This is a genomic window from Kriegella aquimaris, assembly GCF_900103215.1.
Taxonomy (GTDB): domain Bacteria; phylum Bacteroidota; class Bacteroidia; order Flavobacteriales; family Flavobacteriaceae; genus Kriegella; species Kriegella aquimaris.
On sequence record NZ_FNGV01000003.1, the window covers coordinates 225321 to 247116 of the forward strand.

Below are 21796 nucleotides of genomic sequence, written 5' to 3' on the forward strand. Positions count from 1 at the left end.
AGCGGCTACTTCTCAACGGAATTCATCGGCATTGAACACATCTAATTTACGTGTCAGGGTAGAGACCCCTAAACTAGAAGACAGCGATACTCTTGAAACACCGGCCTTTCCTTTTTTAGTGGTAATAATAATCACACCGTTGGCCCCTCTTGAACCATAGATAGCCGTTGCAGAAGCATCTTTTAGAACATCGATAGATTCAATGTCATCTGAATTGATAAAATTCAAAGGACTTCCACCAGATCCAGTCCCCGCCAATCCAAGTGGAAATCCGTCCAAAACAAACAGGGGTCCAGAACCTTGACGGATAGTCCCTTGTCCACGTATCACAATACGCTGACCGCTACCAGGTTCACCGCTTGATGAGGTGACATTTACCCCTGCAGCCTTTCCTTGAATAAGCTGGCCCGCATTATTCACGACCCCCTTGTTAAAGTCTTCACTGGTAACGCGCTTAACCGCACCGGTTACATCTTTGATCTTTTGCGTTCCATACCCCACAACGACAACCTCATCTAATTGTGAAGCGTCATCTTGAAGCTGAACGTTAATAGTGTTTTGGTTATTGGTAGGCACTTCAAGCGTCGCGTAGCCCAAATAGGAAACTACTAAAACGGCTTCCCCATCCGAGACTTCCAAGGTAAAATTACCATCAAAATCTGTGGTTGTGCCATTCAATGTACCTTTCTCAAGAACTGTTGCCCCGGGCAAAGGAACGTTCTGTACGTCGGAAATCGTTCCGGTCACCGCAGTTTGTGCCCATGAAACGGTAGCGAAACCGATCATGAAGGCACACATCAAAAATTTCAGTTTTTTCATAGTGTTGGAGTTAGTTAATAAAAAAATGTTTGAGTTAATTAATAAAAAAGTTCAAAGAACGTAGTACTAGTGTAAATAAAACTTAAATCTGTGTAAACGAATTGCTATGTTTTCAGCAATATAATTATGATATCTTTACGAATTATTTACAATAATTATATTTTTTTTACAATTTAGTAATTTAAATCACACTTAAAAATAAAATCTTGCACAGCGCAAGACCCCCTTTTACTGGTATGGAAGTCAGAATGGTTTATCACATCCTATTCCTAAAGCCAGAATCAGATTAATTAAATCGGTTATTTTGATGTCTTATATTTGCTCATTGACAAATTACGATGCCTATAAATAACTGGAAACCATAACTGTTCAATTAAGTTTACAATTTTAATTTTTCCACAATGAAGCACATTTTTATCCTATTTCTCGTATTGGGCCAAACAATCGCAGCCCAAGACTTAACCCAATATCGAGTTCACTCACATAATGATTATTATCGCAACATTCCGTTTTGGAATGCTTTAGCATCAGGTGCAACATCAATTGAAGCGGATGTCTTTTTAAAAGACGGGGGACTTTTCGTAGCACACTCGGCAGATGAAATTCAGAAAGATCGAAGCCTTGAATCGCTTTATATCAAACCGCTACAGCAAAGTATTTCGTTGGGCTCTATGGCTGACGTTAAATTGCAATTGCTTATCGATATAAAATCGGAAGCTTATTCCACTTTAGATGCCATAACCAACCTTTTAAAAAAATACCCGCTGCTCACACAACAGAATAATATCTCTTTTGTCATCTCTGGAAATCGCCCTACCCCTGAAGAATATATGAACTATCCAGCGTTTATCTCATTCGATTACCAAAGTTTAGACCCCATCAATGATGAACGAATAACTAACAAAATTGCCCTAGTAAGTTTAAGTTTCGGAAAATTCTCAAAATGGAACGGACTCGGGCGATTGACCAAGAACGACAGCACTTTAGTAGTTAACACAATCAAAAAAGGTCATGCCTTAAAAAAACCTTTTCGCTTTTGGGGAACGCCAGATACCAAAACGGCGTGGCAGGCATTCGCAAGTATGGGTATCGATTTTATCAATACCGATAAACCTTTTGAATGTTACAATTATCTAAAAACCCTGGCTGATCGAACTTTCAGCATCAGCAAAGACTATTCAACGGTGTATACGCCAACTTTTGTGTCTGATGGAAAGCAAAAACCGGTTGAGAACGTAATCCTTTTGATTGGAGATGGTAACGGACTTTCCCAAATAACAGCTACCCAACAGGCAAACAAAGGCTCCTTATCAGTGACCCAACTAAAAAGTATAGGTCTTATAAAAACCCAATCGGCTGATGATTTCACGACGGATTCGGCTGCAGGTGCGACGGCCATGTCAACCGGACAAAAAACCAACAACAGGGCAATAGGCACTGATAAAAAAGGAAAAAAAATAGCCAACCTTACCGAGATACTTTCTAAAAAAGGTTTTTCAACGGGAATCATAACCACCGATAATGTGACAGGAGCCACCCCTAGTTCTTTCTATGCGCATCAAATCGATCGGTCACAGTCTGAAGACATCTTAAAAGACCTTTTTAAGAGCTCCCTAAATTTAGTTATGGGCAAAGGTGATTATAAGGAAGAGAATAACGGCTTTTTTAAAATTGCGGCAGCTCCTTCTCAAATAGGCAATATGCCAATCAATCGTACCGCTTTTTTCTATGCCGACGAAACAGAATCAATAGATTTTCTTGCATCGTTGACCGAGGAAGGTCTTACCCATCTAAATCAAGAAAAGAAGCCATTTTTCTTGATGGTCGAAGGCGCTAACATTGACTCTTACGGTCATAAAAATTCGGTAGAGGGCATCGTTACTGAGGGTATTTCTTTCGATAAGGCCATCAGTGAAGCACTGAAATTTGCTGATGAAAACCAAAATACACTTGTCATAATAACCGCGGATCACGAAACTTCAGGTTTTAGCTTGCCACATGGTTCAATTAGCGATAATTCTATAGAAGGTGACTTCGCTTCGACAGACCATTCAGCCGTTATGGTACCACTTTTTGCTTACGGGCCTCAATCAAATGAATTCACAGGAGTTTATGACAACCATATGATTTTCCAAAAGATAATAAAGGTATTGAAGGTAAGCCTAGATGAATAGTGTTTTACTTTTATAGGTATTGGGAGAATATTTAGGCAAAAAACTGGAATACCTTTTGTCCGTTTCTAACCCTTTTTAATGACTCTGCTAATCGCAGCACCAATGGACAAGAGGTCAGTGCTTTCTTCATCGGTGAAATCATAAGGAACCGGCTTTGCTATACCCAAAACACCAAATAAGGTATCATCAAGCAGCATCGGAACGGCAATCGAACCTTCTACCTTGGTTTCTTTGGCAGCTGGTCTTGCGACCCCTGAACTATCGGTTTGTAGATTACACATTTCGACTGGTTCGCGACGTTCGGCAGCGATACCAGCCATTCCCTTTCCAATTGGAATTATAGCTAATTTGGGAAGTAAGAATTCGGGAATACCTTGATGTGCCTGTAATTTTAAAAGTTGTGTGCCACCCTCAAGAAAATGAATTGTACCCGTAGTACAATCAAAACTAGCAATAACTTCCGCCAGAACTGACTGCCAGTTCACTGGTTTCTCTTCCAATAGGGAAAAAATAGCGTCTTGATTTGATTTCGCTGTTCTATTCATAAATACTCCTTTTAAATCTTTATCAAATTTATCAACATTTACTTTTCGAATGTCCTAAATAAAATTTCATTCATTACAATCAACATAAAGCTCAATATCGAAACAATTAGGAATGTTTCGTCTCGGCATTTTTTCACCATCTGCTTTATTTTCTTCAAATAACATTACACCCTCATTAGATGCCACTTTGAAATAAACCCCGGGGCCAGGAATTGGAGAAAAAGGGGTCTCCACATTAACCAAAGGTGATAAGAATGTTTTTTTAAAATCGACACTGCTATAATCAATTCGAAAATATCCTGAGCTATCGGTAGAAACAGTCCCTAAAAAATCATCTTTTATCCAATCGGAATCATAAGCAGAAACTTTTGCTCCAGCAATGGGTATTCTATGATCTGAAGCCGATTTTACGTAACCACAAATCATCCATGCGTCGAACGCTGTACGTATGCTAGCCCAAAACTTAAAGGGCAAACAATAATGCCAATTGTAATATGATTCACCGCCGCCCTCTTTCCAAACGGGTTGTAAAGTAGTAAGTGTAAACTGAATTTTCTTGGATATTTTAGCTTTCTGGCGTGGCACCTCGGTTACTTCAATGTCAAATGCTACGGGACCTCCGTTATACTGATCTGACAGTTTTATTTCGTAATTTCCTAAAGCATCCGTTTTCCCAATACCTATAAGGAACTTGATTTTTTTTAGAACTGTCTCCTCTTTCAATATTCCGAAAGTATATTTTGTTCTGCTGTTTTCGGTAGTTGGTTCTTCAGGAAGATAGACTTTAACAACAACATTACTCAAAGGCTCATGAAAATTACGACAGAGGGAACCACAAAAATTGCCTTTAATATAAAAACCCATACATTATAATATGCTGATAAAGTTAACATAAAATATTATGGATAAAGAAAAAAATCAAATCAAGAACCAATTATACAGCACTAAGGGCACTGAATTCAAAAGCTTCATTACAAAAATTCACGCAATTTTTTTCTTGGTTAGATATGAATAATAAGAAAAACAATTCATAAAAGCATATGGATTAATCAGAAAAGTCGAGCACAGTGCTTAAGGAAAATTTATTCAAAACTCTACCATTTATACATAATTACCTACAATTCACACATTTTTTCTGTCAAAAAATCAAGAATAAGACTAAATTACGCGCGCAATAACTTTATGGTCGACACTTCTCCCTAAAGGTCGATGTAATGCTATCGTAGAAGCCCCAAAAGTTCCCTAAATAAAGCGTATGTGAATATGTAAGTGCCTATATGCGCATACATTCCCTTATTGAAAGTCTTGAAAAAGATGAATTCAAATGGCACTCATAAATTTCGATGTAAACTATTGTTTAACCTAAAAACATCGTGCGTATGAGGAGACAAAAAAACTTAGAAATAGGTAAGCCCCCGATTTCCTAACAACTTCTTAATATTACAAAATTAGCATAGTTGCAGCTACCGGTCTAACTAAAATAGTTATTTGATTTTAGCAGGAACTTGTGTCAGAGAACTTCCATATCCATAATTTCCTTCTATAAAAACTCTGAAAGCCGCTACTCTAGATGTCACTATTGAGATGGAATGAATTACTATCGGCATAAAGCATTAGCTCGGTAGGTAAAACAATATCTGTACTTCTTAATCCCATTAATTAAAAATCAAAAAGAATGAACAATAATATGATTAATTCAGAAAACGAAATGCCTGGATTCGAAATGCCATCGGGAAGCATGAATGATAGTCAAATGCCATCAGCAGAGGGAGAAATGCCCACAGGTAGTATGGATGACAATCCTCAAAATTTTAGCGGAGAGATGACGGCGTCAGTCACCGATATGCCCTCGGGTAATATGAATGACATGCAAGATAATTCTAGCGGACAGATGTCTTCTACCAATAGTGAAATGCCCCTAGGAAACATGGAGAATGGTATCAAACCAGCCCTTTTTGCATCTCAAAACCTCGATACTCATGACGAAATGCCTATCGGTAGCATGAACGATGAATCGGCTGCCGTCACAACTGAACAAAGTAACTTAAAGACTATTGATATTCCAGGTTCGTGGAAGCTTCAGTTGACACATTCATCTTAAAAAATGAGAAATCATAAACATAAAAAAATGAAAAAACAGGAAAATATTTCGGTTCAGCAAGCGGTGTTAGAAACCGCAACGAAGTCATATGTACCTCAAACAGGTAATTTAAAAAAAGGGTCTAAAGGTGTAAATGTTGAACGCTTACACCAATATCTTGCAAAGTTTGGCTACTTTGAAGATAAAATCAATGCAGAGTTTTCAGGGGTGAACTTGAAAACAGATTTGCCATCTTCTCCAAAAAACAAAGAACAGTTTGATCAAAACACAGAGCGCGCGCTTCAGAAGTTTCAAGAATTGAACGGATTGGATGTTACCGGAGAATTAGATAAACCCACCTTAGAACTCATGAAGAAACCGCGTTGTGGGTTTACCGACACGGCGGAATTTGTAGCTCAAGGGAATAAATGGCCTACTAACGCGCTCACCTATGGTTTTCAAAACTTTTCTTCGGATTTGACACAAGGTCAAGTGAGAACGGCAATTGCTGAAGCCTTGGGCTTGTGGAGTGCCGTAACTCCCCTAACCTTCACGGAAATTCCTTTCTCGAGCAACCCTCATATAAAGATTCGCTTTGTTAGCGGATCCCATGGAGATGGAAGTACTTTTGATGGTCCGGGTGGTGTTTTGGCACATGCCTATTATCCACCACCAAATGGAGGTGATATTGCAGGTGATGCACATTTTGATGAAGCAGAAACGTGGTCGGTTAACTTACCAGCGTCGGGCATCGATTTGGTGACGGTGGCCGCCCACGAATTCGGGCACTCCCTAGGGTTGGCCCATTCAACAATTTCAGGAGCCTTGATGTATCCGTATTACGGCGGACCCCACAGAAATCTTGAAGCCGATGATGTTGCCGGAATACAATCAATTTATGGAGCGGCTACCCGATGGTCTGGCTGGGAAAAATTGGGCGGGGTATTGACTTCAGGCGCCGCTGCCTGTTCTTGGGCCCCAGGCAGATTGGATACTTTTGTCCGAGGAACAGATAGCGCATTATGGCACAAGTGGTATAGCGGTGGATGGTCTGGCTGGGAAAGATTGGGCGGGGTGATTACCGCAGACCCAGCTGCCGTATCGTGGAGTAATGGAAGAATAGATACTTTTGTGCGTGGTACAGATATGGCCTTATGGCATAAATGGTATAGCGGTGGATGGTCTGGCTGGGAGAGGCTAGGCGGCGGTCTTTCTTCCGGGCCCGCAGTTTGTTCATGGTCTACAGGCAGATTAGACGTTTTTGTTAGAGGCAATGATATGGCACTATGGCATAAATGGTATAGTGGTGGATGGTCTGGTTGGGAAAGATTAGGTGGTGTTCTGACTTCCGATCCTGCGGCCGTATCATGGAGCAATGGAAGAATAGATGTTTTTGTCAGGGGCAGCGATAACGCTCTATGGCATAAATGGTATAGCAGTGGATGGTCTGGCTGGGAAAGGTTAGGCGGCGGTCTTTCTTCCGGGCCCGCAGTTTGTTCATGGTCCGCAGGCAGATTAGATGTTTTTGTCAGAGGTAATGACATGGCTTTATGGCATAAATGGTATGATGGCGGATGGTCCGGTTGGGAACGATTGGGCGGCACATTATCTTCAGACCCCGAGGCCGTTTCTTGGGGCAATGGAAGAATAGATGTTTTTGCAAAAGGCACCGACAATGCACTATGGCATAAATGGTATCCCACCTCATAAAACAGCTATTTATCAGCTAATTCTTATCTGAAATTGAAAACTAAGTGCAGATAGCTCCACTTAGTTTTCAATTTTCAAAGAAAGCATACAAATCTACCCCTGTAAGGGTTGACTTTTGATTTTAAAATATAAATTACCATATATTACATTATAAAAGAAAGCCATGGCGACCCATTCACCCCTGAGTACTGCAGAACTATCGGAATTAAAAGTAAATGTGCTCAATTCTGTTCTAAATGACCTTGTGTTTCCGGGAAGCAATTTTACATTACGATTCGCCGATTTACCTTTTGTATTGACCCAACCCGATATTTATTTGGTAGATAAAAAGCTAAAGAGTAGCATTCAAATAGAAAGATTAAATAGGCCTGTTCAAATAGTTTCCAAAAATTTTATTAAAGAAAAAAGTGGAAAAACTATTTATTTAGAATTTCAGTCTGAAGAACAGGATAGAAATATTCTTTTACTCACCCTGAATGCAAATATCTTTTCTTCCCCTGAAAACCGAACTATAAACTTAAGCAGCTTAAAAATAAAATTCAAAAAAGAAAGAAATGATTGGACTATCATGGAGTCACCAACATCACTATCGGCTTAAACCCCTGTCTACACGTTAAAAATCTTAATTTGGTAGTAAGACATAAGGCAATTCGCTTAAGACCTTCTAGCATATAATATTCAATAATTAAAGTTTATAGACGTAGCCGTTGTCAATAAATTGCCAAACTGTTTAACATCAAAGATTAAAACTCCTTTATTTTCTTAAAAACTTGGAAAGTATTCCAAAAACATCTTCCGAGATTTTAAATCGGTATAAAACACCAATATAAATGGCAATCATCAAGATACTCTTTAGCGCTATATTTACTATTGGATGGAAAGAAAAGTGTATAAAATAAAAGGAGCCTCCTACTAAAATCATTAATGCTATGACCTTATAAGTTTCCGAAGTAAAGGGTAGCATGTTAAATTTAAATTTCACAAAGACCAATTTTGCCGTGTTATAGATAAAAAAAGCGGAAAAACTGGCTATGGCCGCTCCATTAAGTCCGTATTTTGGGATAAGCCATAAATTGAAAAGAATCGTCATAATGGCCAATAGCACTCCCATAATTAAAACCGCACGATAGTATTCTGAATTGTATAAAATGGAATTGTTATTTCCTAGAACCGCATCATAGAGTTTGGCAAGCCCTATCCAAAGTACAATCATAAAACCGTTACGATACGCCACAGGAAGCATATCATATAAATCGTTCAGGTTCAGTAATATCAACAAGAATAAAAGTCCTGATACGATAAATAACGTCAACGAGCTTTTTTGATATAGCTTTTTAAGCCCAACTGCATCTTTGCTATTCAGCAGTTCCGCAGTCAAGGGGTATGTTATCTGATGCATCGCACGTGAGGGCACAGCAATCACCGTAGCAATAAACCCCGCCACGCTATAATAGGCCACATTTTCAATTTCAATGAATTGGTTGATCATTACCTTATCAATTTCTAAAAGTACAACAGCCGCAGATCCACCTAAGATAATCAAAGCGCTGTACACGATAATCTCACTACTGTTCGGCGGAAATTTAAAGACCAACTTAGGCCATCTTAAGGAATAGGCGTATAACTTCATGATAACCGTTCGCAAAAAATAGAGTGCGACCAGGGCTTTTAGAAAAAATAGGACGGAAATAACATCAAAATAGACCAGAACCAAAAGCAACGTTACCCCTACCCTAGAGAAAACTTCCTTCATGAAATTTCCGAAAACGGATTTCATTCGTATTCTTGCCCATGCATAAAACACTTCAAAATACGCCATGGCCATTCCGATCAGAAAAATATACCAAACATACTCTTTAACCAGTGTATTTTCGCGTGCTAAAAAATTACCAATAGCGTCGTTGGCCAAATAAGCAATGATCGCTATTGGCAGTATCAAGGCAAGGGGTAATAAAAGCATCATGGTTAGAAAGCCATCGGAAGTTCTCCCGTCTTGAAAACTACTGTAATATTTGACAAGGGTATTGGGGACTCCAAATGCTAAAAGTGGCATCATAACGGTAGCGGCAGATAAAATCACATTGACCAATCCATAATATTCATCGGTCAAAAAATTCGTATATAAAAACAACACGTTAACGGCCCCGATACCAAAACCAAGGTATGTTACCAATGTATTTTTAAGCGATTGTTTTAAAACGATTCCCATAAAAGCCTAAAGATTTTGGGCCAATTTGCGGGTGAGCTCCTTTCTACTGTATTTTTCGATATTCTTCGAGTTAACAGTTAACGCTCCTTTCTTATATGCTTTGAACCAATCTAAAAGTACATTTTTTAATTGGGTTGTCGATTTATAATCAAACACCTCTCCCGTTTGGGTTTCATTAATCAGATTACGAACCTCCCAGTTCTTTGGGCCTATAGCCAAAATAGGGCGTTTGGCGGCCATATACTCGAAAATTTTTCCTGGAATGATTCCCGCTGTCTCCTCAGAATCAATTTCAACCAAAAGTAGCACTTGGGCACCCTGCTGTCTGCGAACGGCCTGAGCATGTGAAACATATCCTTTCAATTTCACATAAGGCATTAATTCATAGCGATTTAGACTCTCCATAACATCTTGGCTCACTACTCCTAAAAAATCCAGTTGTAGTTCATTCCTGAAAACTGCATTTTCAGAGGCGAGTTGTGAAAGTGCCCTCCATAGATTTTCAGGGTTTCTCCCCGTAAGCAGAGAGCCTACGTGTGCAATGGTAAAACTTTTATCGATATCTACCTTCCCTTTAAACCCGGTATCATAGCCATTTGTAATTACGGCTATGGGTTTGTTCGTGATTTGTTCGAATTCTTTTTTGGTGGTCTCGCTAGTCACTATAAGTTGGTCGGCTGCATTCAATACCGAGCGTTCCAATTTCTTGTGCTTTTTCTGAGAAACTGCGGACAACCGCAATTTTTTATGGTACCCAATGGATGTCCATGGGTCACGAAAATCAGTCACCCATTTCACATTATGTTTTTCTTTCAATTGCTGACCAATCAGATGGACACTATGTGGTGGCCCTGTGGTAATAATGGTTTCAATCTGTTCCTTTACAATCAATTCCGACAAAAACTTTACCGAAGGGCCCACCCAAAATTTACGGGCGTCGGGAATAAAAAAATTGCCGCGAATCCAAAGCATAGCCTTTTCGAGTACCGAGGGATCCTTGGTTTTAATGATTCCTGAGCTGATGCGTTTCGTTTTTTTGGAAGATAATAGTCCCGCAAGACGATATGGCTCAAAAATCTTATATTTATATATTGGAACCCCCTGTGGAATTTCGGCCATCAAGGATGTATCTTGAATAGGGTAATGTGGATTTTCAGGAATATATACGATGGGTTCGACATCAAATTCAGGAAGGTACTTTACAAATTTCAACCATCGCTGTACCCCGGGTCCACCCGCAGGCGGCCAATAGTAGGTGATGATCAGCACCTTTTTCATTAAGAATCCGTTTTTTCTTCCCTACGGGAACGCCACAATGTAAATCCGATACCACCAAGTATAATCAGCCCCAATATAAGGGAACTCGCCAGAGCTATCTTGCTACCTTTAGCCACAATTTCAGGTTCGAATTTAAACTCGATCGTGTGTTTTCCTTCTGGAACTTTAAGTGCTCGAAGTACATAATCAACCTTGAAATGGTCTGTAATCTGACCATCGATATAAACATTCCATCCATGGGCATAATACATTTCTGAAAACACGGCAACTCCCGTATTAGGGTTGCTAGATTCATAAGTCAGGTGATTCGGCTCATAATGCTGAAGAATAATCGAGGCAGTGGAATCGACCTTAAAATCAAAAGCCCTAATATTTGAGAAATTACGCGTATTAAAGACCGCCTCCTTTTTAGTGTCTAAACTTCCCAAGGCCTTTATTTCCTCATCGGCACTGGTTACCGGTATCAGTTTTTGAACAAACCATGCATTACCATTGGCATCGGGGTTTATTGCAGGGTAACTATTACCTTCTTCGTCTTGTTGTATAACATACTTTACGTTGAGCATATTCAAAATCCCCACGTTTCCTTGATAAATATAAAAATCAAATAGATCTTGAAGACCAGCAGGTTTGGCAGCATGATAACCACCAATAGATTTATGATAGTATGAGGTGCGGGCGCCATTTACACCTTCCGATGGATCAAAAACCCTATAAACACCATCATCTTTTAGAATTTGTTGGTCCATAGCCGTTTCAGGAAAGGGTTGCGTCATTTTTCGTTTCGCAACAAAATCTTCTTCGTTAACGTAGCGCCGATCTACTCCTACCAAATCAAAAACTATCAGTATACCCAACGCTATAATCGCAAAGGTTTCCTTTAGTTTCCCCTTGAGATAGAACCAAATGACCAATGTAGTCAGAAGTACATAAATCAAGGATCGAAAAAGGTCACTGTTATACACAGCCTTTCTATCCAATTGTATCAATGAAACCACTTCATCGCCAAAATTCCTTTTGTAAATTGGGTCGCTTGCTCCAACAAAGTCGAATTGTCCCTTAAAAATTAATAACAAAGCTCCCAATCCGAGTGCACCAAATAACGAATATTTGAGTGCATTGATTTTGTCATTCTTTTCCACTTCGGAATTGAACAATTCCCGCAATGCCAATATAGCCAGTACCGGAGCACAAAGTTCTAAAATCACTTGAATGGAAGAAACGGCTCGAAATTTATCGTAAAGCGGAAAGTAATCGATCATAAAATCGGTCAATATTCCGAAATTCTTGCCCCATGAAAGTACCAGCGACATGATAAAACCACCCAAAAGCCACCACTTGGCCTTATTTTTCACCAAGAGCAGACCAAGTAGGAAAAGAAAGAGAATAATAGCACCTACATAAGCGGGCGCAGCAACCCCGGGCTGTGCACCCCAATACAAAGGAAGTTGACTTGAAAATTGAAGTGCCTGCCGCACGGAAACTCCTTGATCTATAAGAAAACTATAGGTTTTGGAGTTTTCTCCCAGATTTTCATAATTGCCACCTCCGAATAACCTCGGCACAAAAATATTCAACGATTCGGCGATACCATAACTGTATTGCGTAATGTACTCCTTATCCAATCCACCGGAATTTTCTTTGATGTTACCTTCTGGATCGATAGTTAGCTCCGATTTTCCCCGCGTGCTCCAATCAGCGTATTCTTTCGTAGCCATGAGCCCGGTGGCATTGGCTCCTACCCCCAAGATAACGGCACCGAGAAGAACGACGACCGCTATTGAGAAATGTTTTAGTTCTTTATTTTTGATGGCATCTATTAAATAAACTACGCCCATTATCAAAATCAACAACATACAGTAATAGGTCATTTGATAATGATTGGCACCTACCTCTAGGGCCATTGCAATAGCCGTCAAAACAAATCCCCATAAATATTTTCCTCGAAAGGCTAATATTATTCCACCCAATAGCATGGGCAAGTAGGCTATGGCATGGGCTTTCGCATTATGGCCTACACCTAAAATAATAATCATATAGGTAGAAAAACCAAAAGCCAGCGCCCCTATTGCCGCCAACCGATAATCAACTTTCAAACAGCATAGCAAAATATAAAACCCAATAAAATAGAGAAATAAATAATCTGCAGGGCGTGGAAGAAAGCGAATCAAGCGATCCAATTTTTTCACATAGTCGTGCGGGTAGTAAGCTCCCAATTGATAAGTGGGCATCCCGCCAAAGGCACTATTGGTCCAGTAGGGTTCTTCCCCTGTTTTCTTTCTGAAATCATTCTGCTCTTTGGCCATTCCCGTAAACTGTCGTATATCTGACTGTTCAATTACTTTACCCTGAAGTACGGGATGGAAATATGCCAAGGCGGCAATTACAAAAAAGACAGCAACAAAAAAATGGGCAAAAAATACTTTAAGACCTATTTTCATGAATAATTTTGGTGGTTGGAAGTGCTAAAATACTTAATCTACTTCTTCAAAATCGATGTATTCACCAACTTTTTTTGAGGAATTGCTTTTCTGAGCAGATTTTTTATCAATGATTACGTCTCCTATTTGTTCCTCTTCAGTTTTATTTTGATTCGCAAATTGGCCAAATTTTTCATTAAAATGGGCTTCTGTCTTTTTAGCGGCATAACTGAACAATTTTGGTCCAAACCATTTTGCTACCGTCTTGAAGAGGTAATATACCAATAAGATAATTAATATCGTCTTTAAAAAAGCCATATTATTTTGAATTATATATATCAAAAATACAATTCTCACGTTGTATTATCAGGGCAAAAGTCCTAAAATAATATTAAAACGCATTTTTTAAAATTGTTAAGTAATGTTTTACTAAGTACGACTCACGTGCAAATCAGATTTCAGCATTCTATTTTTTGCCCCGAAGCTTGTACAGGTTAGTAAAACAAAATGAATAGGAAGGTGCGCATAAATATCACTAAATCTTATAACCACTCATGAACTTTTTCCTAAGTGATTCTAAAATGAAAAACATTCTTTATGCCATCTGTCTGGTTATCCCCAGTCTTGGTTTTTCACAATATACCGATGTTATAAATTCCAATCGTCCAGGTTTATCCGTAGGAGCTTATGCCGTCGGCAAGAACGTTCTGCAACTGGAAGCCGGTGCTTTTTTTGAACAACAGGACCATGTATTATTAAATACCCAATCGAACATTTGGGGTGGAGATATCTCTTTGAGATACGGTCTTTTATTAGAACAATTAGAAATCAATTACGAGGGTACATATCAGAATCAAAATATCGATTTTATGAATACGGCCACCGAGGCCACTTACACAGATTTTTCTAGAAACAGATTAGGACTCAAATATTTGATATATGACCGTTACAAAGATCCCGAGCGAAGCAAACCCAATTTGTATAGTTGGAAAGCGAATTACGGTTTTAAGTTTAAGAACTTGATACCCTCCGTTGCACTTTATGGCGGGGCTACCTTTAATCTAGGAGACAACCCGTATTACGTCGGAGACCCGACCGTTTCATATCGCGGAATGGTCGCTACTCAGAGTAAACTTACACCCCGGTTTGTATTGATTTCTAATATCGCCTACGACAGGATAGGAACGGATTTCCCCGAGCTAAGTTATATGATTTCTTTATCACACGCCTTTAGAAATCCGAAGTGGAGTGCTTTTGTAGAGCATCAAGGCATCGATAGTGATAGATATTCCGACGTATTGTTACGCGGAGGTATTGCCCATTTGCTAAACGAAGAACTTCAAGTTGATGTAAATATGGGTGCAAGTTTCAAAAATACGCCCTCACGGGTTTTCATAAGCATGGGTGCCTCATATCGTTTCGATTTTCATCAAGATGCACCTAAAGCCATTGAAGATCAAAATGCCGGCGAAAATGGCGGACCCATTCAAAAAAACGCCATGAAAAAGAAGGAAAAGGTCAAAAAAGGTTCGGGTGCCGAGGATATTGAGTTAGGGCCATCAAAAAAGCAGCTACGCGAATTAAAGAAAAAAGAGAAAAAGAAAAAAGATAACGGCACTATCGATTTTTAATAGCTCATCCAAAAGGCATTAATAATTTTGCTTATAACAATTTTAAATACTGATTAATATTCCTAATATTGGCCTTACAAATCGTATGGTATGGTCACCCTCAAAGAAGCAGTCACCAAGGCTGATTTCAAACAATTCGTAAAATTCCCTTTTTCGCTTTACAAAGGCTCTCCCTATTGGGTTCCTCCTATCATCAAAGATGAATTGGAAACCTTTGACAAAAGCAAAAATCCGGCATTTAAAAATGCCCGGGCTTGGTTTTACATGGCTTTCAAAGACAATAGGCTGGTCGGCCGCGTGGTCGTAATTATTAATGATCTAGAAGTCAATCAACAAAAAATTCCGAAAGTACGTTTTGGTTGGTTTGATTTTATCGACGACCTCGAGGTTTCCCAGACCTTATTCGATAAAGTGGCAGAAATCGGAAAAGAGCATCAATTAAAATTTATGGAAGGGCCAGTTGGCTTTTCCAATTTAGACAAAGTAGGCGTTCTTACTGAAGGTTTTGATCATATCGGCACCATGATTACTTGGTATAATCATGCTTACTATGTAAAACATTACGAGCATGCCGGTCTGACTAAAGAAAAAGGATATCTTGAAAACAAATTTCTAGCCAGTAGTGCAGATCCGGCCTTATTTACAAAATTGCAAGCAATTGTAAAAAAGCGCTACGGACTTCGGGAAATAAATTTCACAAGAACCGAAGAGGTTCTTCCCATGGCCGATAAGATGTTCGACCTCTTCAATGAGACTTATTCGAAACTTTCATCATTTGTTCCCATTACTGAAGTTCAGAAAGCCTATTTCAAAAAGAAATATATTAGCTTTATCAATCCCGAGTATATTAAATTTATCGTGGATAAGGAAGATAATCTAATCGCCTTTGCGATTGTTATGCCTTCTTTTTCGAAGGCTTTACAAAAGGCGAACGGAAAACTGTTCCCATTTGGAATTTTTCATTTATTAAAGGCTAAAAAGCGCAGCAAAGATGTTATTTTTTATCTGATAGGAATACATCCTGAATATCAAAACAAAGGGGTTACAGCGGTCATTTTCAATGAATACTACAAGACTTTTAGCGAAAAGGGAATCGTAAACTGTATTCGAACCCCCGAACTTGAAGAAAACATTGCCATTCGACAAATGTGGAAACATTTTAACCCAGTGGTTTATAAGCGCAGGGCTACTTTCCGTAAAGACTTACTATAGCGATTATGTGCTATTCGTCTATGCGATTAAGCGTAATGGGAAAGTAAAGCACTTAACTAATAACTTGACTTCCCCTTTTTTTGAAAAATATTTGAATTTTTGTTATTCGCCCATGGCGGCAGCAACAGCGGCCGATAACTTTTTGTAAGTACCATTCTCCAAGCGTTCTCGAATCGATGAAAAAGCTACCAAAGTCTTTTCGATATCATCAAGAGTGTGCGTTGCTGTTGGTATCATTCGCAACAAAATCAATCCTTTCGGTATAACCGGATAGACTACGATAGAACAGAAAATTCCGTGATTCTCACGCAGGTCTTTCACCAAAGCCATAGCCTCAGGGATACTTCCATTAAGATAGACTGGCGTTACACAAGTGTTGGTACTACCAATATTGAAACCCTTGTTTTTAAGTCCGTTTTGAAGTGCGTTTACATTCTCCCAAAGTTTTGCTTTAAGTTCAGGTTGGGTACGCAACATATCGAGACGTTTCAGAGCACCTTTCACATAAATCATGGGAAGGGACTTGGCAAACATCTGAGAACGTAAATTGTATTTTAAATAATCAATAATTTCTTTATCGGCAGCCAAGAATGCTCCGATACCAGCCATAGATTTAGCGAAGGTTGCGAAGTAAACATCAATATCATCTTGCACGCCTTGCTCCTCTCCTGCTCCAGCACCTGTTTTTCCTAAGGTTCCAAAACCGTGGGCATCATCGACCAATAGCCGGAAATTGAACCTTTTCTTAAGTGCTATTATTTCTTTTAGCCTGCCCTGTTCGCCACGCATTCCAAAAACACCTTCAGTAATCACTAGAATGCCTCCCCCAGTATGTTCTGCAAGTTTTGTAGCTCTCTCTAGATTCTTTTCTAAACTTTCAACATCATTGTGCTTAAAAGTAAATCGTTTGCCCATGTGCAAACGTACCCCATCAATAATACAGGCATGTGAATCTACATCATAAACAATAATATCATCTTTTGATACCAAGGCGTCAATGGCAGAAACCATCCCTTGATAGCCGAAATTCAATAAATACGCGGATTCCTTATTAACAAAAGCAGCCAATTCTTGCTCTAATTGTTCATGAAAATCGGTATGACCGCTCATCATTCTTGCCCCCATAGGGTAAGCAGAACCATATTCTGCGGCAGCAGCAGCGTCTACGGCTTTGACCTCGGGCAGATTTGCCAAGCCCAAATAATCGTTGATACTCCAAGTAATAACTTCCTTTCCTTGAAATTTCATTCGATTGGAAATTTCGCCTTCCAACTTAGGAAAAACAAAATAACCTTCTGCCTGTGACGCCCATTTTCCTAAAGGGCCTTTGTTTTCTATTATTCTATCAAATAAGTCTCTCATGTAACTTGGGTTGCTTCGTGCTGCAAAAATATAGATTTTTGACAAGCATTCATAATATTATTTGTAACGTACAAAAAAAGCAATGACTCTTTTCAGCATTGCTTTCTTACTAAATAGGATATCTTCAAATACTTATTTTACAAATTGTACCTGTTGGGTTTCCTCAACTCTATTGCTATCAAAGAATCCTTGGTCTTCCATCCAGGCATCGCTATATATCTTACTCATATAACGCGATCCGTGATCCGGAAAAATAACCACAACATTACTGTTTTTGTTGAATTCACCTAGCTCGTTCAATTGCTTGATAGCTTGCATGACCGCTCCACTGGTATATCCAACGAACATTCCTTCTTCTTTGGCAATCTCTCTTGCCGTATGGGCACTCTCTTCATCAGTAACCTTGATAAACTCGTCGATAACATCGAAATCTGTCGCACCAGGGATTAAATTTTTACCCAACCCTTCTATTCGGTAGGGGTATATTTCCTTAGAATCGAACTCTCCAGTTTCGTGATATTTTTTTAAGACCGAACCAAATGCATCGACCCCGATAACCCGAACATTCGGATTTTTCTCCTTTAAAAAACGTGCAGTACCTGAAATTGTACCACCTGTTCCACTGCAGGCTACAAGGTGTGTAATGTTCCCATTGGTCTGCTCCCATATTTCAGGACCTGTAGACCTATAGTGTGCATCAATATTCAATTCATTGAAATACTGATTGATATAGATCGATCCTTTGGTTTCCTCATGAAGCCTTTTAGCAACCTGATAGTACGAACGTGGGTCATCGGCGCTCACGTGGGCCGGACAAACATAAACCTTTGCCCCCATTGTACGAAGCATATCTATTTTGTCTTTTGATGATTTTGAACTTACGGCCAAAATACAATCGTAGCCCTTAATAATACTAACCATTGCAATACTAAAACCCGTATTGCCAGAAGTTGTTTCGATTATAGTACTGCCCTCTACCAAAATGCCCTTACGCTCAGCTTCCTCAATTATATAGGATGCCACACGATCTTTCGAAGAATGTCCGGGGTTAAATGCCTCAACCTTGGCATAGAAGTTTCCCGTTAATTTCGAAGCTATTCTGTTTAGTTTGACGAGGGGAGTATTGCCTATGAGTTCTAGGATATTGTTATAAGCATTGATCTTATGTTCCATAAAAGCTGTCTAGGTTTTGAAAACTGCCTAGCTGAGAACTAGACCAAATTCAGGTACAAAATTAATCTTTTTTTTTTATTACTCGATTTTTTCCTCCAAATTCAACAAAAAGGCATATTCCTTAGCCACCTCCTTTAGGGCCTCAAAACGCCCGGAAGCACCGCCATGACCCGCATCCATGTTGATATCGAACAGCAATAAATTTGTATCTGTTTTTAGCTCTCGCAATTTAGCAACCCATTTAGCCGGTTCAAAATACTGTACCTGAGAATCGTGCAAGCCAGAAGTAACCAACATATTCGGATATTTTTGGGGCTTTACGTTATCATAGGGCGAGTACGATTTCATATATTCATAGTACTTTTTATCATTGGGGTCGCCCCATTCATCATATTCACCCGTTGTCAGAGGTATAGAGTCATCTAACATGGTGGTCACCACGTCAACAAAAGGTACTGCAGCGATAATACCATTATATAGCTCAGGCGCCATATTCACCACCGCTCCCATGAGCAACCCACCTGCAGAGCCACCCATGGCATACAGATGAGCCGGACTCGTATATTTTTTTTTGATTAAAAATTTTGAACAATCAATGAAATCAGTAAAGGTGTTCTTCTTCTTCAAAAGTTTTCCATCTTCGTACCATTTTCTACCCAAATACTGTCCTCCCCTTATATGTGTTAAGGCATAAACAAAACCACGGTCTAGAAGACTCAAGCGAACGGAAGAAAAATAAGGGTCTATAGTTGCCCCGTACGAACCATACGCGTATTGCAGTACAGGGGTATTAACATTTAAGGCCGTGTCTTTATGATATACTATCGATATGGGAACCTTAACCCCATCACTAGCTGTAGCCCAAATTCTTTCAGAAATATAATTTTCTTTTTTGAACTTGCCCCCGAGCACCTCTTGCTCCTTTTTAACCTCCTTTGTTTGGGTTCGCATATTAAAGTCGATTACCGAACTTGGAGTAGTCATTGAATTGTAGGCATACCGCAATGTATCTGTATCAAAATCGGGATTACGTCCTACATGCGCGGTATAGGTTTCACTTTCGAAAGGAAGGTAATAGCTTTCGGTATCGTCCCAACGGTTGATCTTAATTTGATTCAATCCGTTCTCACGCTCTGAAATCACATAATATTCTTTAAAAATATCAATGTCTTCCAAAAGCACATCTTCTCGATGCGGAATGAACTCTTCCCAATACTTAGAAGCCGTAGTATCTTCGCCGACTTTCATCAATTTGAAATTGGTGGCCTTATCCTTATTGGTCAGCACATAAAATGAATCGTCGAAATGGGAAATGGAATATTCCAAGCCACGTTTTCTTTTTGAAAACATTTTAAATTCGCCATCAGGATTATCTGATTCGAGTATCTGATATTCAGATGTCAATGTGCTGTAGGAACCGATTATTATGTATTTTTTTGACTTGGTCTTGTACACATAGGTACCGAAAGTATCATCTTTTTCATGAAAAACGACTTCGTCAAAACTTTCGGCAGTACCCAATTTATGTTTTTTGATTTTGTCGGAACGTAGCGTTACCGTATCATTTTTGACGTAAAACAAGGTTTTATTGTCTTTTGCCCAAACCGCGCCACCGGTAGTGTCTTCTATTTTGTCGCCATAGATTTCACCTGTTTCGAGATTTTTAAATTGAATGGTGTATTGCCTTCGCGATACGGTATCGACTCCAAAGGCAGCCAATTTATTATCAGGACTGATGGCAATGCCACCGATACTAAAATATTCATGTCCTTCGGCCATTTCGTTACCATTGAAAAGTATTTCCTCAGGAGCATCCATAGTACCTTTGTGTCTACTATAAATAGGATATTCCTTGCCCGTTTCGTAACGAGAAACGTACCAATACCCGTTGTGCTTATAGGGGACGGATGAGTCATCTTCCTTTATCCGCGATTTCATTTCCGAGAAGAGCTCCTTTTCAAAGTTTTTTGTGGCAGCGGTCAGTTCTTCATAATAGGCCTTCTCCGACTCCAAGTAAGCCAACACTTCCTTATCTTCCCTTTCATTCAGCCAATAATAATCGTCGACACGTTCGTCATCGTGTACAATCAACTTCTTTGGTTTCTTTTTCGCAATTGGAGGTATTACTTTCATAGTATCGCTATTTCGATTTTGGCAAGAATCAGCAAAAGTAATATTAAAAAGAAAGATTACTGCCTTTTGCCAAAGTGCATTTCAGAAATGGATTTATCACTACAATTTAGTAATTTTGAAGAGCACAATTTTAAAATCAAGAATATGTTCGGAGATATGATGGGAATGATGGGGAAACTCAAAGAAACCCAACAAAAGGTAGCGGAAACAAAAAAGAGAATGGACACCGTAACGTTGGAGGAAAGTTCCGCCGACCAATTGGTGAAGGTTACCATTACTGCAAATAGGGAAATCAAACAAATTGAGATTGACGATAGCCTTCTACAAGATAAAGATCAACTGGAAGACTTTTTGATACTGACGTTGAACAAAGCCATACAAAAAGCCACACAGGTAAATGAAACAGAGCTTGCAGCAGTCGCCAAGGAAGGCATGCCAAATATTCCAGGGATGGATTCATTATTTAAATAAATCGGCGCGATTGTTGCGGTTATCAAAAAAATTAAAAAATGAAATTTACTCTGTTTTTAATTCTATTACCATTTGCCATAATGGCCCAAGCCGATTTATCTTCGGTTGCGGGCACTGATTGGGGCACCAATTACGATAAGGCAATGGAGGCGGCAAAAAAGGAGAATAAAAATGTATTGGTCTATTTTACCGGAAGTGATTGGTGTCATCCCTGTAAGATGTTAAAGAAAGATTTGTTCAGCACCTCGGATTTTAAAACTATGGCCTCCGATTATATCCTTTTATATATTGACCTGCCTAGAAACAAAAAGCTGCTTACCCCCGAGCAATTACAACATAACAAAGAATTATTACCCAAACTCAATAAAAGGGGGATATTTCCTCTTTTTAAAATTCTAGATTCACAAGGAGATGAATTGGATGAGCACTCTGGTTATAGTATGAACGGGGAGATAAGCAAACATCTGGCGCTACTTGACAAGTACCGGAAAAAAAGTTGATATTCAAAAAAGGGAACGTACGGGGTTTGTCTTAATAGAGAAACCCTTTTTTTAAGCTTCTTTCACAAAAATCAGGTCG

General features: G+C 39.2%; 18 protein-coding genes. 8 read left to right on the plus strand and 10 right to left on the minus strand.

Annotated features, from left to right (window positions below):
* Positions 1 to 12: 12 nt before the first annotated feature.
* Positions 13 to 819, minus strand: coding sequence for a carboxypeptidase-like regulatory domain-containing protein (locus BLS33_RS08795; protein WP_089887564.1), 807 nt, complete (start codon positions 817 to 819; stop codon positions 13 to 15).
* A gap of 401 nt (positions 820 to 1220) precedes the next feature.
* Here BLS33_RS08795 and BLS33_RS08800 point away from each other — a divergent pair, with 401 nt between their 5' ends.
* Positions 1221 to 2993: an alkaline phosphatase gene (locus tag BLS33_RS08800; RefSeq protein ID WP_089887566.1), complete on the plus strand. Its 1773-nt coding sequence runs from the start codon at positions 1221 to 1223 to the stop codon at positions 2991 to 2993.
* Between the two features lie 65 nt (positions 2994 to 3058).
* Here the strand turns inward: BLS33_RS08800 and BLS33_RS08805 are convergent, their stop codons facing one another.
* Both BLS33_RS08805 and BLS33_RS08810 read right to left on the minus strand, forming a co-directional pair.
* Positions 3059 to 3538 (minus strand): GAF domain-containing protein, encoded by a 480-nt coding sequence (locus tag BLS33_RS08805; protein ID WP_089887569.1) that lies wholly within the window; start codon positions 3536 to 3538, stop codon positions 3059 to 3061.
* Between the two features lie 66 nt (positions 3539 to 3604).
* Entirely contained in the window at positions 3605 to 4402 is a 798-nt protein-coding gene (locus BLS33_RS08810) for a transthyretin-like family protein (RefSeq protein ID WP_089887571.1), read from the minus strand.
* 811 nt (positions 4403 to 5213) lie between these two features.
* Here BLS33_RS08810 and BLS33_RS08815 point away from each other — a divergent pair.
* The 3 genes from BLS33_RS08815 to BLS33_RS08825 all read left to right on the plus strand — a co-directional run bounded on the left by BLS33_RS08815 (position 5214) and on the right by BLS33_RS08825 (position 7926).
* Entirely contained in the window at positions 5214 to 5639 is a 426-nt protein-coding gene (locus tag BLS33_RS08815) for a hypothetical protein (RefSeq protein ID WP_089887574.1), read from the plus strand.
* 27 nt (positions 5640 to 5666) lie between these two features.
* Positions 5667 to 7328, plus strand: a complete 1662-nt coding sequence (locus BLS33_RS08820) for a DUF8189 domain-containing protein (protein WP_089888161.1) — start codon at positions 5667 to 5669, stop codon at positions 7326 to 7328.
* A gap of 163 nt (positions 7329 to 7491) precedes the next feature.
* Positions 7492 to 7926, plus strand: a complete 435-nt coding sequence (locus BLS33_RS08825) for a hypothetical protein (protein WP_089887577.1) — start codon at positions 7492 to 7494, stop codon at positions 7924 to 7926.
* A 156-nt stretch (positions 7927 to 8082) separates the two neighbouring features.
* On the opposite strand, the gene BLS33_RS08830 is transcribed toward BLS33_RS08825, so the two are convergent.
* From BLS33_RS08830 to BLS33_RS08845, 4 genes are read right to left on the minus strand one after another with little or no spacing between them, the layout of a single operon-like run.
* On the minus strand, positions 8083 to 9537 hold the full coding sequence (locus tag BLS33_RS08830) for an oligosaccharide flippase family protein (protein WP_089887579.1): 1455 nt from the start codon (positions 9535 to 9537) through the stop codon (positions 8083 to 8085).
* 6 nt (positions 9538 to 9543) lie between these two features.
* Positions 9544 to 10815 (minus strand): glycosyltransferase family 4 protein, encoded by a 1272-nt coding sequence (locus BLS33_RS08835; RefSeq protein ID WP_089887582.1) that lies wholly within the window; start codon positions 10813 to 10815, stop codon positions 9544 to 9546.
* Entirely contained in the window at positions 10815 to 13256 is a 2442-nt protein-coding gene (locus BLS33_RS08840) for a YfhO family protein (protein WP_089887585.1), read from the minus strand. Before BLS33_RS08840 ends, BLS33_RS08835 begins: the two co-directional genes overlap by 1 nt.
* 33 nt (positions 13257 to 13289) lie before the next feature.
* Entirely contained in the window at positions 13290 to 13553 is a 264-nt protein-coding gene (locus BLS33_RS08845; protein WP_089887588.1) for a DUF4834 family protein, read from the minus strand.
* Positions 13554 to 13816: 263 nt separating this feature from the next.
* On the opposite strand from BLS33_RS08845, the gene BLS33_RS08850 reads away from it, so the two are divergent.
* Together BLS33_RS08850 and BLS33_RS08855 are read left to right on the plus strand one after the other, a co-directional pair.
* Entirely contained in the window at positions 13817 to 14866 is a 1050-nt protein-coding gene (locus BLS33_RS08850) for a transporter (protein ID WP_245731344.1), read from the plus strand.
* Positions 14867 to 14956: 90 nt separating this feature from the next.
* A complete protein-coding gene (locus BLS33_RS08855; protein WP_089887592.1) occupies positions 14957 to 16078 on the plus strand; it encodes a GTP cyclohydrolase in 1122 nt (373 codons plus the stop codon).
* 102 nt (positions 16079 to 16180) lie between these two features.
* Here BLS33_RS08855 and BLS33_RS08860 read toward each other — a convergent pair whose 3' ends face one another.
* The 3 genes from BLS33_RS08860 to BLS33_RS08870 all read right to left on the minus strand — a co-directional run bounded on the left by BLS33_RS08860 (position 16181) and on the right by BLS33_RS08870 (position 20746).
* Positions 16181 to 17440, minus strand: coding sequence for a cysteate-C-fatty acyltransferase (locus BLS33_RS08860; RefSeq protein WP_089887594.1), 1260 nt, complete (start codon positions 17438 to 17440; stop codon positions 16181 to 16183).
* Between the two features lie 132 nt (positions 17441 to 17572).
* Positions 17573 to 18613 carry a cysteate synthase gene (locus tag BLS33_RS08865; RefSeq protein WP_089887596.1) on the minus strand — a complete coding sequence of 347 codons (1041 nt, stop codon included), beginning with the start codon at positions 18611 to 18613 and terminating at the stop codon, positions 17573 to 17575.
* A gap of 78 nt (positions 18614 to 18691) precedes the next feature.
* Positions 18692 to 20746, minus strand: coding sequence for a S9 family peptidase (locus BLS33_RS08870; protein ID WP_089887599.1), 2055 nt, complete (start codon positions 20744 to 20746; stop codon positions 18692 to 18694).
* Between the two features lie 144 nt (positions 20747 to 20890).
* Between BLS33_RS08870 and BLS33_RS08875 the strand changes: the two genes are divergently transcribed.
* Together BLS33_RS08875 and BLS33_RS08880 are read left to right on the plus strand one after the other, a co-directional pair.
* Complete coding sequence (locus BLS33_RS08875) at positions 20891 to 21217, plus strand: YbaB/EbfC family nucleoid-associated protein (RefSeq protein ID WP_089888163.1); 327 nt, start codon at positions 20891 to 20893, stop codon at positions 21215 to 21217.
* A gap of 38 nt (positions 21218 to 21255) precedes the next feature.
* Positions 21256 to 21717: a thioredoxin family protein gene (locus BLS33_RS08880; protein WP_089887601.1), complete on the plus strand. Its 462-nt coding sequence runs from the start codon at positions 21256 to 21258 to the stop codon at positions 21715 to 21717.
* Positions 21718 to 21796 lie beyond the last annotated feature (79 nt).

Coding starts and splice junctions, on each gene's coding strand:
- BLS33_RS08825 (WP_089887577.1), top strand. CDS start 7,492: ATGGCGACCCATTCACCCCTGAGTACTGCAGAACTATCGGAATTAAAA.
- BLS33_RS08805 (WP_089887569.1), bottom strand. CDS start 3,538: ATGAATAGAACAGCGAAATCAAATCAAGACGCTATTTTTTCCCTATTG.
- BLS33_RS08820 (WP_089888161.1), top strand. CDS start 5,667: ATGAAAAAACAGGAAAATATTTCGGTTCAGCAAGCGGTGTTAGAAACC.
- BLS33_RS08840 (WP_089887585.1), bottom strand. CDS start 13,256: ATGAAAATAGGTCTTAAAGTATTTTTTGCCCATTTTTTTGTTGCTGTC.
- BLS33_RS08850 (WP_245731344.1), top strand. CDS start 13,817: ATGAAAAACATTCTTTATGCCATCTGTCTGGTTATCCCCAGTCTTGGT.
- BLS33_RS08860 (WP_089887594.1), bottom strand. CDS start 17,440: ATGAGAGACTTATTTGATAGAATAATAGAAAACAAAGGCCCTTTAGGA.
- BLS33_RS08880 (WP_089887601.1), top strand. CDS start 21,256: ATGAAATTTACTCTGTTTTTAATTCTATTACCATTTGCCATAATGGCC.
- BLS33_RS08835 (WP_089887582.1), bottom strand. CDS start 10,815: ATGAAAAAGGTGCTGATCATCACCTACTATTGGCCGCCTGCGGGTGGA.
- BLS33_RS08865 (WP_089887596.1), bottom strand. CDS start 18,613: ATGGAACATAAGATCAATGCTTATAACAATATCCTAGAACTCATAGGC.
- BLS33_RS08845 (WP_089887588.1), bottom strand. CDS start 13,553: ATGGCTTTTTTAAAGACGATATTAATTATCTTATTGGTATATTACCTC.
- BLS33_RS08830 (WP_089887579.1), bottom strand. CDS start 9,537: ATGGGAATCGTTTTAAAACAATCGCTTAAAAATACATTGGTAACATAC.
- BLS33_RS08870 (WP_089887599.1), bottom strand. CDS start 20,746: ATGAAAGTAATACCTCCAATTGCGAAAAAGAAACCAAAGAAGTTGATT.
- BLS33_RS08855 (WP_089887592.1), top strand. CDS start 14,957: ATGGTCACCCTCAAAGAAGCAGTCACCAAGGCTGATTTCAAACAATTC.
- BLS33_RS08800 (WP_089887566.1), top strand. CDS start 1,221: ATGAAGCACATTTTTATCCTATTTCTCGTATTGGGCCAAACAATCGCA.
- BLS33_RS08795 (WP_089887564.1), bottom strand. CDS start 819: ATGAAAAAACTGAAATTTTTGATGTGTGCCTTCATGATCGGTTTCGCT.
- BLS33_RS08815 (WP_089887574.1), top strand. CDS start 5,214: ATGAACAATAATATGATTAATTCAGAAAACGAAATGCCTGGATTCGAA.
- BLS33_RS08810 (WP_089887571.1), bottom strand. CDS start 4,402: ATGGGTTTTTATATTAAAGGCAATTTTTGTGGTTCCCTCTGTCGTAAT.
- BLS33_RS08875 (WP_089888163.1), top strand. CDS start 20,891: ATGTTCGGAGATATGATGGGAATGATGGGGAAACTCAAAGAAACCCAA.